Source organism: Sorangium sp. So ce204 (genome assembly GCF_051526795.1).
Classification (GTDB): domain Bacteria; phylum Myxococcota_A; class Polyangia; order Polyangiales; family Polyangiaceae; genus Sorangium; species Sorangium cellulosum_B.
The window spans coordinates 12,441,400-12,458,335 of record NZ_CP150317.1 but is presented as its reverse complement, the minus strand read 5'-3'; the positions used below and the strand labels follow the sequence as shown (position 1 = coordinate 12,458,335).

Sequence of the window (16,936 nt, the reverse complement as noted above, 5' to 3'; positions counted from 1 at the left end):
AAGACCGATCACTTCGCGGCGCCGGGAGGCGTCCCCGGGCGCCTCGGTACGAGCCCATGCTCCACGCGCCCTGTACGGCGCGTCGCTCTCCCGTTCGCCAGAGAGCGGTACAGCTGATCAGCAGATGCCCGAACAGCTGTGACGGATCACCGTGGAGAACCCTCCGGCCGCGCTCGCGCGGCCGCGCCTCTGGTCTTCGAGCGGCGCGGGGCCTGGGCTATAAGCCGCCGCGATGAAGCTCCGCGCCTGGCATCGATTGCTCGCCGTCGTCCTCCTCGCGGGCTGCGAGGCCGCCGTCCCGCCCCCTCCGCCCGCGCCTCCCCCGCCCCCGTCGCCGAACGCCGCCCCCGCCTCGGCGCCTGCGCCCGCGCCGGCCGCGCCGGCCGCGCCGGCGTCGCGGTTCCCCGCCGGGTGGCCTTACCCCGAGGGCGCGCCGCCGGTGCGGGGCCCCTCGATGGTCACGAGCGACGCCGCCCTCGCCACGAAGGTGGGCGCGGAGGTCCTCGCCTCGGGCGGCAACGCCGTCGACGCGGCGGTCGCGACGGCGTTCGCGCTGGCCGTGGTGCACCCGACGGCCGGCAACCTCGGCGGCGGCGGGTTCATGGTCGCGCGCGTCGGCGACAAGGAGCACGCGCTCGACTTCCGCGAGACGGCGCCGGGCAAGGCGACCCACGGCATGTACCGGGGCAAGGACGGCAAGGCCACGGAGAGCGCGCGCGTCGGCCACCTCGCGGTCGGCGTGCCCGGCAGCGTGGCGGGGCTCTGGGAAGCGTACGACAAGCTCGGCTCCAAGAAGAAGACCTGGGCCGAGCTCGTCGCGCCCGCGATCCGGCTCGCGAAGGAGGGCTTCTCGGTCGACGAGAACTTCGCGACGACGGTCAAGGCCGCGTCGGGCAAGCTCAAGCGCTTCCCGGCGTCGGTCGCGCTGTTCCTGCCGGGCGGCGCGCCCATCGAGATCGGCGCGACGTGGAAATCGCCCGAGCTCGCGGCGACGCTCGAGCGCATCGCGGAGAAGGGGCCCGCGGGCTTTTACGAGGGCAAGACCGCCGAGCTCTTCGTGGCCGAGATGCGGCGGGGCAAGGGCATCATCTCGGCCGCGGACCTCAAGGGTTACAAGGCGAAGTGGCGCGAGCCCATCGTGTTCGAGTACCGCGGGCGCCGCGTCGCATCGATGCCGCTCCCGTCGTCGGGCGGCCTCGCCCTCGCGATGATCGCGCACCAGCTGGAGGGGCTCGACGTCGCCAAGCTCGGCTGGCACTCGCCGTCGCACGTGCACGTCGTCGCCGAGGTGATGCGGCGGGTGTTCCTCGCGCGCAACGAGGTCCTCGGGGATCCCGATTTCGTGAAGAACCCGGTGGAGGAGCTGCTCTCGGTCGCGTGGGCCGAGAAGCAGCGCGCCACGATCGCGGCGGACCGCGCGACGCCGACCGACGAGCTCGCCCGCGGCGCGGCGGTCAAGGACTCGGGCGGGCGCGGCCCGCACACGACGCATTTCTCGGTGGTCGACGCGCAGGGCAACGCCGTCGCGCTGACCACGACGCTGAACGGCTGGTACGGCTCTGGGGTGACGGTGACCGGCGCCGGCTTCGTGCTGAACAACGAGATGGATGACTTCGCCACCGTGCCCGGCACCCCGAACCAGTTCGGTCTGGTGCAGGGGGAGGCCAACTCCATCGCGCCCGGCAAGCGCATGCTCTCGTCGATGTCGCCGACGATCGTGACCGGGAAGGACGGCCGCGTGGAGCTCGTGCTCGGCGCCGCGGGCGGCCCGACGATCCTCACCGCGGTGTTCCAGATCCTCTCGAACGTCGTCGACTTCGGCTTCGACGTGACCACGGGCGTGAACGCGCCGCGCTTCCACCACCAGGACTACCCCGACAAGCTGTTCGTCGAGAAGGGCGGCTTCCCCGACGAGCTGAGGAGCGCGCTCGGCGCGATGGGCCACACCCTCGACGACCGCGGGCACATCGCCGACGCCCCGTCGATCGGCCGCGAGGGCGCCGCGTTCGCCGGCGCGCGGGAGCCTCGGCGACCCGGCTCCGAGGCGGCCGCCGGGAAGTAGCGCCGGCGGGGCGCTGCTCCCCACATCGGCTCACGCGACACCAGCCCATCCCACAACGGGGCGGGCTCCAGGGCCTGCTCCGGACCGGCAGCCCGGCGCCGCGGCGCGCTCGGGAGCGCCGCGGCGTGGGGGCCTCGACAGCGCGCCACGCCCGCGTCGATCGACCCACCCGACCCACGTTGTCGCCCGCCGAGCGACGCATGTTGTCGGGACGACATGGCAGCGGTCACTCGGTCAGGCGTCTCCTTACTTCTCCGTCAGGGGCCGATCGTTGCTCATTTCAATCTTGCTTATCGATGAGGAAAAGCGCCGCGCCTCAGGGAGGGCCTGACGCGCGGCGTCTCGGCGGCGGAGCCAGCCGTGAGCGCTCGATCGGCGCGCGGCCCCGCGGCGGTTCGACCTTGACACAACCCGTCCGTTTCGATTGCGTAGGGCGATGCGCCCCGCCGAGCACGTTCGCTCCCTCGGCGGATCGCGCGACCGCCTGTCGCCGTCCTTGAATCTAGCGCCCCGAGGAGCTGCCGTGAAGCGGGGGACTGCAGCTTGACACGGACCGAGATACCGACTGAACGCCGCGCTGGGCAAGTAGCCCTGTCACTCCAGGGGGTCGCCGTCATGGTGGAGCTGTTGAATCACGAGTTGCTCGAGACGCTGCACGACGGTGCTCGCAGCAGCGTCTATCTCGGCCGGAAGAAGAGCACGGGCAAGATGTGCGTCATCAAGGTCGCGCGGAAGGGCGTCAATGGCACCCGCAACGTGGCGATCCTGAAGCGCCAGTACGAGATCACGAAGCACCTCGACCTCGATGGGGTCGTGCGGGTCCACGAGCTCGAGGTCCGGCTCGATTACGCCGCGCTCGTGATGGAGTACTTCGCCGGTCGCTCGCTGCGGGCGATCATCGACGGCAATGGGCAGGGCGTCGGGCTCGCGCAGGCGGTGAGGATAGCGCTCCAGCTCGCGGACACGCTCGGGGCGATCCATGAGCGGAACATCGTCCACAAGGACATCAAGCCGAGCAACATCATCGTCGACAGCGACGTGCGCACGTCGAAGCTCACGGACTTCTCCATCGCCTCGCTCCTGCCTGGGGAGCGCGCGGCGGTGGTCGACCCCTGGTCGGTCGGCGAGGGCACGCTGCAGTACATCTCGCCCGAGCAGACGGGCCGGATGAACCGGTCGATCGACTTCCGCTCGGATTATTACTCCCTCGGGGTCACGCTCTACGAGCTCACGACGCGGCGCCTCCCGTTCGAGACGACGGATCCGCTGGAGCTCGTGCACCATCACATCGCGAAGACGCCTGTCGCGCCGCACCTGATCCGGCCGGCGATCCCGGAGGCGCTCTCCCGGGTGATCATGAAGCTGCTCTCGAAGACGGCGGAGGAGCGGTATCAGAGCACCTTCGGCCTGAAGGCCGATCTGAAGGCCTGCCTCGACATGCTGGAGCACGGAGCGCCGGCGGCGGACTTCGTGCCGGGGAGGCGGGACAAGCCCACGCGGCTCCAGATCTCGCAGAAGCTGTACGGCCGGCAGGGCGAGGTCGGCGCGTTGATGGCGGCCTTCAGGGACATCAGCGGGTCTGGCCCGGAGGCGGTGGAGGGCGGCCGCTCGGAGCTCGTCCTCGTGGCCGGCTACTCCGGCGTGGGCAAGTCGGCGGTCGTCAACGAGATCCACAAGCCGATCGCGAAGGCGGCGGGCTACTTCGCCGCTGGCAAGTTCGACCAGTTCACGCGCAACGTCCCGTACGCGGCCGTGCTCGCGGCGCTGCGGGAGATCGTCCGGCAGATCCTCACGGAGAGCAGGAATGAGCTCGCCGACTGGAGGGCCAGGATCCTCGCGGCGGTCTCTCCGAACGGGCGGGTCATCGCCGAGGTGATCCCGGAGATCGAGCTCATCATCGGCGAGCAGCCGCCCGTCCCGGCGCTGGGCTCGATGGAGACGCGGAACCGCTTCAACCTGACGTTCCGGAACTTCATCGGCGCGATCGCGCTGAAGACGCGGGCGCTCGTGCTGTTCCTCGACGATCTCCAGTGGGCCGACACGGGTTCCTTGAACCTCCTCAGCGTGCTCCTCGAGGATCCGGACATCCGCCACCTCTTGCTGATCGGGTCGTACCGCGACAACGAGGTCGACGACGCGCACCCGCTGACGATGATGCTGGGCGCGCTCCGGAAGAGCGAGGCCCGCGTGCGCACGATCACGCTGGCGCCGCTCGGGCCCGATCACGTCAACCAGCTCGTGTCGGACACGCTCGACGCGCCTCGGGAGGAGTGTCGCGAGCTCTCGGGTGTCATCTTCGCCAAGACGCACGGGAACCCGTTCTTCACCATCCAGTACCTCGAGAGCGTCTGCCGCGAAGGCCACCTGCGCTTCAGCTCGGAGACGGGCGCCTGGCGATGGAACATCGCCGACATCCAGCGGATGGAGGTCGCGGACAACGTCGTCGACCTGATGGTCCGCCGGATACAGGGCCTGGGCGAGGCGACGCAGCGGGTCTTGAAGCTCGCCGCGTGCATCGGCAACCAGTTCGATCTGAGGATGCTCGCCCTCATCCACCAGAAGAACCGGCGCGCGACCGACGAGGACCTCTGGGGCGCGCTCGACGCAGGGCTCGTCGTGCCCGTCGACGGTGAGTACGGGATCGCGCGCTTCCTCGACGACGCGGACGAGGACGCGGTCACGTTCAAGTTCCTCCACGACCGCGTGCAGCAGGCGGCCTACAAGCTGCTCGCGGAGGGCGAGCAGGAGCGGATCCACCTGGAGCTGGGGCGGCTCATGCTCGGAGAGAGCCCTCCCGCGTCCGTCGAGGACCGGATCTACGACATCGTGATGCACCTCAACATGGGGGCAAAGATGATCGTGGACAGGCAGGAGCGCGAGGAGGCCGCGACGCTCAACCTGAGAGCCGGGCAGAAGGCGAGGCGCTCCACGGCGTACGGCCCCGGGGTGCAGTGCCTCCGCGCGGCCGCCGCGTTCTTGCCCGAGGACTCGTGGGAGACGAACCACGAGCTGTCGCTCGCCATCTACACGGATCTCGTCGAGCTGGAGTACCTGACGATCAACTTCGACCGCGCGGAGGCGTGCGCGAAGATCGTCGTGGACCATGCGAGGGACGTACTGGAGACGATCCGGGTCTACGAGACGCGTATTCAATTTTACATGTCGCAGCATCGGCTGGCGGATGCTCTCGACATCGCCCTGGCCGTGCTCGCCATGCTCGAGGTACCGCTCTGCGAGGCGCCGCCCGCTGACATCGACATACCTCGCCTGGCGGACCTGCCGGTGCTCGTCGATCGGCGAATGCTCGCCGCGAACCGGATCCTCGTCTCTTCCTTGCCGGCCGCCCTCATGGCGAAGCCCCAGTTCGTCCCGCTGATCGCATTCACCCTGATGAACATCTGCGTACAGCACGGAATCTCACCTTCCGCGGCATACGCCTGTGCCATCTACGGCCACATCCAGTGCAGTTTCATGAACAATATAGACCAGGGGTTCGCGCTGGGACAGCTGGCGATCGATCTCATCCAGCGCTTCGGGGCGATCGAGCTCGAATCCAAGATCTATACGCTCAATTACATCGCCATTCACCACTGGAAGCGTCACCTGAAAGAGACGACCCAACCGGCGCGTCATGCGGTTCAGGTCGGACTGGAGACAGGAGACATCGAGTACGTCGGGTACAGCGCCTGTCAGCACCCCACATATTCCTTTATTACCGGGGAAGAGCTGGGGACGACCGAGCAACGAATGACACATTCCATCGAGCTCGCGCTGAAGCTCAACCAGCAGTACCCGCTGTATTACGTGAAGATCTGGAAGCAGCTCGTGCGCTGCCTTCGAGATCCGTCCGCGGAGAAGCTGCGCCTGGTCGGCGACAGCTTCGACGAAACGACGATGATCCCCTGTCTCGAGCACAACAGTATATCGTTGTTCTCACTGCACCTCGCGAAGGGCATGCTGCTCTACCTCTTTGGCGAGCCGAAGCTCGCCTATGAGTGCCTTCGCGCCCGTGAGGAGTACCAGGACGTGGCGGGGTTCGCCACCGTCGTGCAGCAGAACTTCTACTGCTCGCTCGCCATCCTCGCGGCCTTCGATCGGCTCTCGAAGGAGGAGCAGGACGCGGCGCTCTCCAAGGTCGACGCGAACCAGCAGAAGCTCGGGATGTGGGCGCGCCACGCGCCCGAGAACAACCAGCACAAGCACGACCTGGTGAGCGCGGAGCTGGCCCGCGTGGGGCGCTCGATGATCGAGGCGATGGCCCTCTACGATCGCGCGATCGCGGGAGCCCGACAGCACGGATACATCCAGGAAGAGGCGCTAGGGTGTGAGCTTGCGTCGTCGTTCTACCGGGGGATGGGCCGGAGCGAGATCGCTCAGCACTACATGACGATGGCCTACCGGGGCTATGCGCTGTGGGGCGCTGACGCGAAGTGCCAGAGCCTCGTCGCCGCGTTCCCCCATCTGAGGCTCGAGGGGAGGCCAGACCAATCGACGTCGGTGACGGAGACGTCCACCCACGATGACGCGGTCCTGGACCTGCTCAGCGTGGTGAAGGCGTCGCAGGCCGTGGCGAGCGAGATCGTCCTGGAGAGGCTCCTGGAAAACCTCATGACGATCGTGCTCGAGAACCTCGGCGCGCAGTCCGGCATGCTGGCCCTGGCGCGTGGCGATGCCCTCTTCGTCGAGGTGGAGGGGACCTTTCAGCCAAAGCAAGTCCACGTGCTCAAGTCCGCGCCCGTCGTCTCGTTCAACAGAGCGCCGCTCTCGATCGTCAGCTACGTGCAGCGCACCCAGAAAGGCGTCCTGCTGGACAATGCGACGGAGGAGGCCAAGTTCTCCGCCGACCCTTACATCCAGGAGAAGCGCCCGAAGTCGGTGATCTGCACACCGATCATCCGTCAGAATCGGCTCGTCGGCGTGCTCTATCTCGAGAACAACCTGTCCACCGGCGTGTTCACGCAGAGTCGCCTCGATCTCCTGAAGCTCCTCTCGACGCAGATCGCGATCTCCATCGAGAACGCAAAGCTCTATGAGAGGCTCGAGCAGGAGGTCGCCGCGCGCACGGAGGAGCTCCGGCTGTCCTACGAGCAGCTCCGCGACGTCAACGACCAGCTGCAGGTGGAGCTGGGCGAGCGGGTCCGGCTGCAGGAAGAGCGCGTCCAGATGCAGGAAGCCATCATTCAGACGCAGCGGGATCGGCTCTTCGAGCTATCGACGCCCTGCATACCGATCACCGATCAGGTCATGGTGATGCCGATCATCGGGACCATCGATGAGAGACGGGCGGCGCAGATGATTGAAACCGCGATGCAAGGGGTCGCGTCCAGCTCCGCGAAGGTCGTGATCGTCGATGTCACTGGGGTCAAGAGCGTGGACACGAGCGTCGCGAGCAGGCTGATGAGCTTGGCCCAGGCGGTGGGACTGCTCGGAAGCAAGGCTATTTTGACGGGGCTCCGCCCTGCGGTGGCGCAGAGCTTGGTCGCGCTCGGCGTGGACCTCGGCTCGATAGAGACCCGCTCTAATCTCAAGGCGGGTATCGCCTACGCGATGCGGCGGACCTCGACGAGATTGCACGCCTGAGAAACACCCTCTCTCAGGGCGTCCGCCGTGGCGCCGGGCGAGGCGCCAAGCAAGCGCGCGCCCGGTAGGCTCCTTCGCCTTCATCCAGCGCGCACGATCAAACTTTCTAGTCCAGAATAGCGACCGGCTTCGAGCGCCCAGCGCTGATTTCCGGCGATCATGGCCTCGACCGCGTCCAGGTAGAGGCGGATCTCGTCGTCGGCCCAGAGCGCGAGCACCTTCTCCTTCACGCCTTGGTATTCCGCGACCCGGCGGTCGTGCATGTCCTTGAGCCGGTCGATCGCCTCTTCCAGCGTGCTCACGCATTCGTTCCGGAGGACGATGATCAGGTTGTGCGTCTCGCCGTTGGTCAGCTCCTTCCCGAGCGAGAAGTAGTCGTTCGTCCAGCAGAGGATGTCATTACAGATGTCTCGAACCGTCTGAATCAACGGGTGCTGGACGACCTCGAGCGGCAGCGGCCGCTCGAGCAGCAGCTCGAGCAGGTCGCAGTAGGTATAGACAGCTCCGCTGTAGCGCCGCATCATCAAGTATTCTTCAAGATGCGGCACCCTCATCTGCTTTCGGTTATTCGCCTCCCACAGGTTGGCCTCGTAGTAGTACTGAAAGTGCGAGAGCCAGCGATTCAGGAAGAAGTGCGGATGGCTGCGTCGGATGCGCTCACGTACATCGAGCATCCCGCGCGTGAGGGGATCGCTCATGTCCGCCTCGGTGTACCCGAAGAGCTCACCCAGGTACTTCTCATTGAGCCACTCGACGGATTCCGGGTCCGTGCTGAGCTGCCCCTCGTCGTACGCATCATCCAGGAGGAACAGCGCCGCCGTGAAGTCCGATGCCAGCTGGAGCGTCTGCGTGCTCGCGGACGGCAAGAGGCATGCCGCCAGGTGGGAGAAATTCGTCGCCTTGAGACGCGAAAGTGACCGACTGTCCGGCACCAGCCGCAATCGGCGAACCCACGCCAGGGTCCTTTGCTCAGCGATCTCTCTCCCGGGGTGACACGACGCAGAAAACGGGTATTCGAATACACCAGCGTCGCGCTTGCTGACGACGACGCTAGTTCGATCGGATGACATGACGAACTCCACCACAAGTCGATTCCATGGAGTAGAGGCCTATTCGCGACGGCACATGCCTTACCAGATTCCCTGAACGGCTGGCGACTCGCGTGTGGCAGGAGATGACGCTGGAATCACCTCGATGGGTAGCGCCGTCGGACAGCGGGTGTTGAGGAACACATTCCATTCAAGGCGGTCAGCACCAAGCGCGACTCGGTGGCATCGGCGGAGCAGCTCCTCCAGCATCACGCGGGCCTGCGTCTTGGCCAAAAAGACCCCGAGACAGAAGTGGGCACCATGTCCGAACGCAAGGTTGGCTTGGTCGCGGCGCTCTGGGTTGAAGCGGTCCGCCTCCTGGAACTTCGTCTCATCACGCAGACCGGAACCGATGAGGAGCGCAACGACGGCGTGGGCGGGCAGACGCGTACCGCCGAGCTCCGTCTCGGAGAGGGTCAGGCGCATCGTGGCATGCACCGGCGGCTCGAAGCGCAGGACTTCGTCGATGAAGCGCGGGATGAGCGCCGGCTCCGCGCGCAGGCGATCCATCCACGTCGGGCGCTGGGCGAGGATCAACACCATCTGGGTCATCAGCGCTATCGCCGTTTCGAGCCCTGCCACGAGGAGCAGGAAGAGGAGGGCTACGAGGTCCTGGTCCGTGGTCCCATCGTCGTCCGTCCGGGACCGGAGCAGCTCGCTGACCAGGTCGTTCTCCATCTTCCGCCGGCGGCTCGCCAGCAGGTCCAGCATGTACTGCTCCATCTCATCGATGGTTTTACGCACCTCGTCGAGCCGCGCATTATCTTCTGGAGATACCGCGCCGACGCTGACGATGTCAGTCGTCCATCGCTTGAAGTGCCGCTCCAGCGCTGAGTCAAAGCCGATCAGCCTGGCGAGGACGCTGACCTGCGCGCGAAGCGCCAGATCGGAGAGAAAGTCGGCCGTGCGGCGCTGCACCAGCTGATCGACGAGCTGCGCGGCCGTGGAGCGCATCTGCGGCTCCAGCGAGGCCACCGTCGTGGCGGTGAATGCGCGGTTGATGAGGCTGCGCAGCTGACCGTGCCGCGGCGGGTCCGCGAGTAGCAACGATCTGGACAGCGGATTATCTCGCCGCAGGTAGGGCGGCTCCGACGCGACGCGCAGCCCCGCGGACGAGAACACCTGCGTGTTCTTGAACGCCGCCACGATGTCATCGTACCGGGTGACCACCCACATCCCGTTGGGGTCCACCTGGCACACGGGCGACTCGCGGCGCAGCGCCGCGTAGAAGGGGTACGGGTTCTCTCGGACCTCGGGGGCGAACAAATTAAGTCGAGTCATTGCGCTCTTCCTGTGGCGAAGGCAGGACGCAGCCGCAACGCCGTGGCGGCACACGTCGATAAGCCTGGAGTGGGGTGTTGCCTCAAATGGCGCGCTGGGCGACGCGACGGCGTCGATTCGGTGCTGCCCTGAGGCAGCTGGCCCCTAGCGCTGAAAGGAGGACGAAACGGAACCCGCAAGCCGCGTTTCCGCGATGCTCCAGCGCGTGGTCACCTGGGCGCTTCTCCCGCGAGCAGGGCGCTGAACAGCCGCCACGCGGCCCGAGCCAACGCTCGGCGTCCGCACGACACGGCTGCACTCCTCGGTCGTCGCTGCGCTCGCCAGGATGCGAGCATGCGACTCACGAGCGCCTGGGCTGCTTCCAGGGCATCTCCCGGTGCATCATGAGACCAGAGCAAGCGAGAGAGCCGCTAGGCTCTCTTCATGGCTGCAGGGGTCCGATGGTTCGTGGGTGCTCCTCCATCTGATGACAGCATCCTATACCATGCGGACGAATGCGCAACTGTATTCTTATTTGCGGACTTCACACGACGACCTCGTCGTGATCAAAAACCCGAGGACAACGAATCTTCCAACACTTCAATACGATGGCCGAGCCGCCACGACATGCCGCGTGAATAAAAATACATTTCAGCGCCTGCGGCCCGCGCCGCGCCAGCAGGCGCCGAGAACATCGACTGCCCCCGAGCGACACCTCGATGGCCATCCGCTGGAGATGCGTTGCGATCGATGAGCGCAATGATCTCTGGATGATCGACGTCGTCTATCGCGAGCGGCTGTGCAGCAATGCAAGATGCAGTCGACTCGGGTTTCACCCGTGAAGGCATGGAGCGTGACCCGGAGCCGCCCGCGCTGCGCTCCGGATGGAGCGAGCCGTGGAAACGAGAACGCCGCAGGCGTGCGCCGGCGCCAACGCCCGCGGCGTCGACCTGGAATGCTGACGGCGAAGGTTTTCGCCATCGATGTGACGTGCATTGCAGGAATGCACGGCCGCACGAGCGTGCGCCGGCCCGCTATGCAAAATGAACGCCTCGCTCGAGCGGAGCGCTGTCACGCTTCCCAGCGCCGTCCTCCATGATGCGCGTCGCTCGATGTCACGCTCGGCTCGATCTCGTGACCTCGAACGAGGGGGCCTCTCCCTGGAACCACACCTCCTGCGGAGGCGCGCCGACCCACGCCGGAGGCGCGTTTGGGATGAGGTCCGTTTGGGATCGGGGTCACGCTCTGGGCACTCCCGGGTTGTGCTCAGGGATCTCCTTCGTCGTGCTCAGGGCGTGCCCGGTGCTGAACCGCTGAACAGCGGCCAGGGGCGCGCCCGGTCCCGCCTTGACGATGCGACCGACCGGTCATATGACTGACCGGTCGCATGCCGAAGAGCACGTTCTTTGGGTTGCCCGAGGAGCGGCGGGACCGCCTCGTGCGCGAGGCGATCGCCGAGTTCGCGGATCGCCCGTACGCCGAGGCCTCGCTCTCGCAGATCGCGCGCCGCGCGCGCATCCCCAAGGGGAGCTTCTATCAGTACTTCGAGGACAAGCTCGATCTCTACCGGTGGCTCCTGACCGAGGAGGTGCCGCGGCAGAAGCGCGCGTTCCTCGGCGCCGCGTGCCTGGAGGGCGACTTCTGGGCTCGCCTGGAGGTCCACATCGAGCGCGGCATGGCGTTCCTCGTGGAGCACCCGCGCCTCGCCCGCCTGTCGGCCGCGGCCGCCGACCCGAGCGCGACGGTCGAGGTCCGCGGCCTCCACAAGGCCATCTGCGAGGCCGGCGCCGCGGAGCTCCGGGCCCTGCTCGAGGAGGGCGTCGCGAGCGGCGCCGTCCGTTCCACCGACACGAGCCTCGAGGTGGCGACCCGGCTGGTCGCCGCCGTCATCGGCCCCGGGCTGACCGAGGCGGTGCTCCAGGAGCTCGGGGCCGAGCTCCACGAGGTGCTGGCCTCCGACGCGCTGCGAAAGCAGCTCGGCCCGAAGCGCCGCCGCCGCCTCGCCCAGCAGGCGGTCCAGTTCATCCAGCGCGGGCTTGGCGCGAGCACCGCGTGATTCCACCAGGAAAGGGAGCTTCATGATCACCTACGACTTCGCCGGACGGGTCGCCCTCATTACCGGGGGCACCTCGGGCATCGGCCTCGCGACCGCGCGCGCGTTCGCGCGAGGAGGGGCGCGCGTCGCCATCGCCGCGCGCGACGGCGACGCCGGACAGCGGGCCTGCGCCGCGCTCGAGCGAGAGGGCGCGCAGGCGCTGTTCGTCCAGACCGACGTGCGGGACGACGCCTCGATGAAGCGCGCCGTGGAAGAGACGACGAGGCGCTTCGACCGGCTCGATTTCGCGGCGAACTGCGCGGGCGTCGGGGGCGACATGGCCCGCCTCGAGCGCGCCGATCAGGCGGTGTGGGACGACGTGATGGCGACCAACGCCCGCGGGATCTGGCTGGCCATGCGGCACGAGATCCCGGCCATGCTGGCGTCGGGCGGGGGCGCCATCGTCAACATGAGCTCCATCTACGGCGTCGCCGGGAAGCCGGCGCACCACGCCTACGTCGCGTCCAAGCACGCGGTCCTCGGGATGACGCGCTCGGTGGCGCTCGAGGTGGCGCCGCTCGGGATCCGCGTGAACGCCCTCTGCGCCGGCGTCACCCGCACGCCCGCCATGCAACAGGCCGAGGCGTTCGCGCCCGAGCTGGTCCAGGCGCTTGTCGCGCAGCATCCGATGGCGCGGATGGCCACCGAGGACGAGATCGCCGGCGCCGCGCTGTGGCTGTGCTCCGAGGGCGCGGGCTACGTGACCGGCGGCGCGATCCCGGTCGACGGCGGCTTCCTGGCCGCGTGAGCGCGCCGAGCCGAGAGGCACCCACGACCGCGGAGCCGCGGTTGCGTGGGCCTTGGCCGTCTGTTACAGAATGCGGCTGACGCAAGAGGAGAGTGCTCCGGTGAAGATCAGCTCCTGAATCGGTCTCCGTCGCAGGTCGCGAGCGCGACAGGTGGCACCCCTGCTCCCTGGCCGCGCGAGGCAGCCTGCCCGTCCCGTGACCGGGCCATGTGGCCCTCAGGATTCAGGAGCTCGTATGTCGTCGTTGCGCGCGCAGCGCCTCTCCTTCTCTTATTCCGACGCGTCCACGATCCTCGCGGACGTCGATCTGTGCCTGACCCCGGGGTGGTACGGGATCGTCGGGCCGAACGGAGCCGGCAAGACGACGCTCCTCCGGCTCTTCGCCGGCGAGCTCACGCCCGAGGCGGGGAGCTTGCGGCTCGATCCGCGGGGCGCGACCGTCGCGGTCTGCCCGCAGGCCGTGGAGCACGCCGACGCGGCCATCCACGCGCTGGCCGACGCCGAGGACGGCGCCGCCCGCAGGTTGCGCGGCGAGCTCTTGCTGGATCCGGCGGAGCTCGGGCGCTGGGCCACGCTGTCGCCCGGCGAGCGCAAGCGGTGGCAGATCGGCGCGGCGCTCGCCGCGGCGCCGGACCTGCTCCTGCTCGACGAGCCGACGAACCACATCGACGCGGACGCGCGGGCGCTGCTCGCCGGCGCGCTCGCGGGGTTCCAGGGGATCGGGGCGTGCGTCTCGCACGATCGCGAGCTCCTCGACGCGCTGACCACCGGCACGATCCGGGTCGAGCGGGCCGCGGCGAGGCTCTATCCCGGCGGGTACAGCGCGGCAAAAGCGCTCTGGGAGGCCGAGGCGCGCGGGCGCGAGGAGGCGCACCAGCGGCTGCGCGCCGAGGAGCGGCAGCTCCGCCGCCGCCTCGGCGACGAGCGGCGGGCGCAGGCCTCGGCCGACGCGGACCGGAGCACGAAGCGGCGGATGAAGGGCCCGCGCGACAGCGACGCCCGGGGCCTGCTCGCGGACTTCCGCGTGTCCTCGGCCGAAGCGCGGCTGTCGCGCAACGTCGGCGTGACCCGGCGCAAGCTCGAGAAGGTCTCGGCCGAGACGGGAGAGCTCGAGCTCGAGAAGGCGGTGGGCCGCAGCGTGTTCGTCGGTTACGAGCGATCGCCCGCGCCGTGGCTCTTCGTGCTCGACGCGCCCCGGATCCACGCCGGCGGCGAGCGCGAGGGGCGGCCCCTGCTGCGGGACGTGCGGCTCTCGGTCGGCCGCGAGGACCGCATCCGTATCGCGGGCCCGAACGGCGCTGGCAAGACGACGCTGGTGAACGCGCTGCTCGCCGGCGCGCGCGTGCCGGCGGACAAGGTGCTCCATGTGCCGCAGGAGCTCGACGAGGCAGAGCAGCAGGCCCTGCTCGCGAGGGCGCGGCGCCTCCCTCCGGAGGAGCGCGGGCGGGTGATGTCGCTGGTGGCCGCGCTCGGGGTGGAGCCTGGGCCGCTGCTCGGGTCGGCGCGGCCGTCGCCCGGCGAGGCGCGCAAGCTGATGATCGCGCTGGGCCTCGGGCAACACGCGTGGGCGCTCGTGCTGGACGAGCCGACCAACCACCTCGACCTGCCCTCGATCGAGCGGCTGGAGCGCGCCCTCGCCGACTACCCGGGCGCGCTGCTCCTCGTCACGCACGACAGGGCGTTCGGGCGGAGCTGCACGTCGATCCTCTGGACGGTGGCCGAGGGAGAGGTGCGGGTGTCGTCCGACGACGCCGGCGCGTGACCCGCGCCGGCGTCCTCGCGATCGTGCTCTCGAGGTCGCGTCGCGCTCAGTCGATGGCCGGCTTGCCGCCCATCTCCTTCAGCACGGCGTCCGCGCCCGACACCGCGTCCATCACCCACTCCATGTAGCGGTGATCGACGTGGATGGTCCGGGTGATCGACGGCATGAACAGCCAGTCGGACGCCATCGCCTCGTAGTTGCCGTCGAAGGCGAGGCCCACGAGCTCGCCGCGCGCGTTCAGCGTGGCAGAGCCGGAGTTGCCGTTCGTGATGTCGAGATCGCTCAGGAAGCAGACCGGCACCTCGCCGAGGTCCTTGTCCACGTACGGGCCGAACCGCTTCTCGCGCGCGGCCTCGAGCAGGGTCGCCGGCGTGTTGAACGGCGCCTCGCCGGTGCTCTTCTTCACGACCTCGCCGAGGGTGGTGAACGGGCGAACCACCGGCTTGTCGGCCTGCAGGCGGTACCCCCGCACGGTGCCGTACGTGACGCGGAGCGTGCCGTTCGCGTCGGGCGCCAGGAGGCCGCCCCGGTGCGCGCGGAGCGCCTCGACGAAGCGCGGCTTCACGAGGGCCATCGCCCCGGCGTAGGCCTTGTCGCGCGCCTCGATGGCCTTGTCGACCGGCGCGAGCTCGAGCGCCAGGCGGATCATCGGATCCCGGCTCGCCTGTAGCTCCTCGAGCGTCGCCGTCTTGAGCAGCTGGATCCGGGTCGCCGCGTCCTCGAGCGCCGTCTTCTCGTAGATCGCGTCGATCGCCGCGGCGATGCCGGCCTCCGTCTGTGCCTGCCCGCCCGCGAGGGCCCCGAGCAGCGCGGGCCTGTCCTTCGGATCGAGCTGCAGCGCGCGCCGCGTGGCCAGCTTGAAGGTGCTCCGATCGATCGCGCGGTCGTACGACTTCTGCAGCGACGCCTGCGCCTGCTCGAGGCGCTCCCAGTTGCGCTGCTGGTACTCGGCCTCGCGCTCGGCGTCGGCCTTCGGTCGCTCCTCCGCCATGCGCACGATCGTGACCGCGGCGTCGAGGAGCCTCGCCGACGAGGCGATCTCCGACACGGCCGCGTCATGGTCGCGCGTCGCCCGCTGCTCGGCGTGCAGCGCGGCGATCCGCTCGATCGCGCCGCCGTAGGCCGCCTTGCGCTCGGGGTCGGCGTCGATCCAGGCCTTGAGGTCGCCCTCCTGCTTGGCCTTCTCCTTGGCCAGCCCGCCCTGGACCAGCCCGTCGAGCAGGCCGCGCGTCTTGAGCAGGTAGTTGGCGTAGCCCTGGATGGTCGGCTCCGCCTTGATCCGCAGGGCCGGGTCGTTCTTGCCGAGCTCCTCCAGGAGGGCGATCGACTCCTCGTAGAACGACACCCGCTTCGGGTACAGCCATGAGACGGCGGACTCGACCTCTGCCGCGGTCCGGAGCCGGTTCGTCGTGCCGGGGTATCCGGCGACCATCACCAGGTCGCCCTGGCGGAGCGGCGACGACGCGAGCTTCAGGTGGTGCGCCGGCCTGTAAGGCACGTTGTCCTCGGCGTGGGCCGCAGGCCGGTTGTCCTTGCCGACATAGGCCCTGAAGAAGGCGAAATCGCCGGTGTGGCGCGGCCAGCGCCAGTTGTCGATGTCCCCGCCGAAGTTGCCGATCGCCTCCTGGGGGACGTAGACGATGCGAACGTCCTTGATCTCCAGCTGCTCGATCAACGAGACCTGGCCGCCGCCGAAGTACTCGGCGATGGAGCAGCGGATCTCGGGGCGCCCCTCCTCGCACGCGGTGACGAGCTGCTTCTTGCGCTTCTCGATCTCCTCGTAGCGCTCGAGATCGCCCTGGATCGCCTCGATGCCGCGCCGCACCTCGGCGGTGACGTCGCGGAACGCGCGGGTCACGAGCACGCGCGCGGTGGGGCCGGCCCATCGCTCCTCGGCGCGGGATTTCGCGAGGTAGCCGTTCGTCAGGAGGTCCTGCTCCGGGGTGGAGTTGTACTGGAGCGCCCTGGTCGAACAGTGGTGGTTCGTGGCGATGAGCCCATCGGGCGAGACGAACGAGGCCGAGCAGCCGCCCAGGCTCACCACCGCGCCGAGCGGGGACGCCGTGGGATCGGCGAGCGACTCGGGATCGATCTCGAGCCCGAGCGCCTTGAGCTGGTCCTTGTGCTGCCGCATCTGCTCCGGCATCCACATGCCGCCGGGGTTCTCGAAGGGCGCCCCCTGACCGGGCTCGGCGCCCGGCGGCCTGGTATCGCCCGCTTGCGGCCGCTCCGAGCCGCAACCCGGCGCGAACGCGGAGACCGCGAACAACGCCAGGAGCGTATGACTACGTAGAGAGGAGTGAGACATGCGGTGTTGTTACCATCGTCGGTAGACAGTGCA

The 16,936-nt window shown here is 68.5% G+C and carries 9 protein-coding genes; 5 read left to right on the top strand and 4 right to left on the bottom strand.

The features are described 5' to 3' along the window. The first annotated feature begins 232 nt into the window (after positions 1-232). Positions 233-2,062: a gamma-glutamyltransferase gene (gene ggt / locus WMF22_RS47130; RefSeq protein ID WP_438034010.1), complete on the top strand. Its 1,830-nt coding sequence runs from the start codon at positions 233-235 to the stop codon at positions 2,060-2,062. A gap of 615 nt (positions 2,063-2,677) precedes the next feature. Further along, complete coding sequence (locus WMF22_RS47125; protein ID WP_438034009.1) at positions 2,678-7,642, top strand: AAA family ATPase; 4,965 nt, start codon at positions 2,678-2,680, stop codon at positions 7,640-7,642. An 80-nt stretch (positions 7,643-7,722) separates the two neighbouring features. On the opposite strand, the gene WMF22_RS47120 is transcribed toward WMF22_RS47125, so the two are convergent. From WMF22_RS47120 to WMF22_RS47110, 3 genes are all read right to left on the bottom strand, one after another. Next, positions 7,723-8,727, bottom strand: a complete 1,005-nt coding sequence (locus tag WMF22_RS47120) for a terpene synthase family protein (protein ID WP_438034008.1) — start codon at positions 8,725-8,727, stop codon at positions 7,723-7,725. Positions 8,728-8,772: 45 nt separating this feature from the next. Next, the gene (locus WMF22_RS47115; protein ID WP_438034007.1) at positions 8,773-10,011 is read right to left on the bottom strand and encodes a cytochrome P450; all 1,239 of its coding nucleotides are present in this window, start codon (positions 10,009-10,011) and stop codon (positions 8,773-8,775) included. A 545-nt stretch (positions 10,012-10,556) separates the two neighbouring features. Further along, positions 10,557-10,826 (bottom strand): hypothetical protein, encoded by a 270-nt coding sequence (locus WMF22_RS47110; RefSeq protein ID WP_437296355.1) that lies wholly within the window; start codon positions 10,824-10,826, stop codon positions 10,557-10,559. Between the two features lie 551 nt (positions 10,827-11,377). On the opposite strand from WMF22_RS47110, the gene WMF22_RS47105 reads away from it, so the two are divergent. The 3 genes from WMF22_RS47105 to WMF22_RS47095 all read left to right on the top strand — a co-directional run bounded on the left by WMF22_RS47105 (position 11,378) and on the right by WMF22_RS47095 (position 14,595). Further along, a complete protein-coding gene (locus WMF22_RS47105; RefSeq protein WP_437296354.1) occupies positions 11,378-12,046 on the top strand; it encodes a TetR/AcrR family transcriptional regulator in 669 nt (222 codons plus the stop codon). Between the two features lie 22 nt (positions 12,047-12,068). After that, positions 12,069-12,833 (top strand): SDR family NAD(P)-dependent oxidoreductase, encoded by a 765-nt coding sequence (locus WMF22_RS47100; RefSeq protein WP_438034006.1) that lies wholly within the window; start codon positions 12,069-12,071, stop codon positions 12,831-12,833. Between the two features lie 235 nt (positions 12,834-13,068). Then, a complete protein-coding gene (locus WMF22_RS47095; protein WP_438034005.1) occupies positions 13,069-14,595 on the top strand; it encodes an ATP-binding cassette domain-containing protein in 1,527 nt (508 codons plus the stop codon). Between the two features lie 46 nt (positions 14,596-14,641). Here WMF22_RS47095 and WMF22_RS47090 read toward each other — a convergent pair whose 3' ends face one another. Next, complete coding sequence (locus tag WMF22_RS47090; RefSeq protein WP_438034004.1) at positions 14,642-16,864, bottom strand: S46 family peptidase; 2,223 nt, start codon at positions 16,862-16,864, stop codon at positions 14,642-14,644. Positions 16,865-16,936: the final 72 nt, after the last annotated feature.

Bases quoted from the DNA above. Each gene is read 5' to 3' on its own strand.
- WMF22_RS47115 (WP_438034007.1), bottom strand. From the start codon at position 10,011: ATGACTCGACTTAATTTGTTCGCCCCCGAGGTCCGAGAGAACCCGTAC.
- ggt (WP_438034010.1), top strand. From the start codon at position 233: ATGAAGCTCCGCGCCTGGCATCGATTGCTCGCCGTCGTCCTCCTCGCG.
- WMF22_RS47095 (WP_438034005.1), top strand. From the start codon at position 13,069: ATGTCGTCGTTGCGCGCGCAGCGCCTCTCCTTCTCTTATTCCGACGCG.
- WMF22_RS47105 (WP_437296354.1), top strand. From the start codon at position 11,378: ATGCCGAAGAGCACGTTCTTTGGGTTGCCCGAGGAGCGGCGGGACCGC.
- WMF22_RS47125 (WP_438034009.1), top strand. From the start codon at position 2,678: ATGGTGGAGCTGTTGAATCACGAGTTGCTCGAGACGCTGCACGACGGT.
- WMF22_RS47100 (WP_438034006.1), top strand. From the start codon at position 12,069: ATGATCACCTACGACTTCGCCGGACGGGTCGCCCTCATTACCGGGGGC.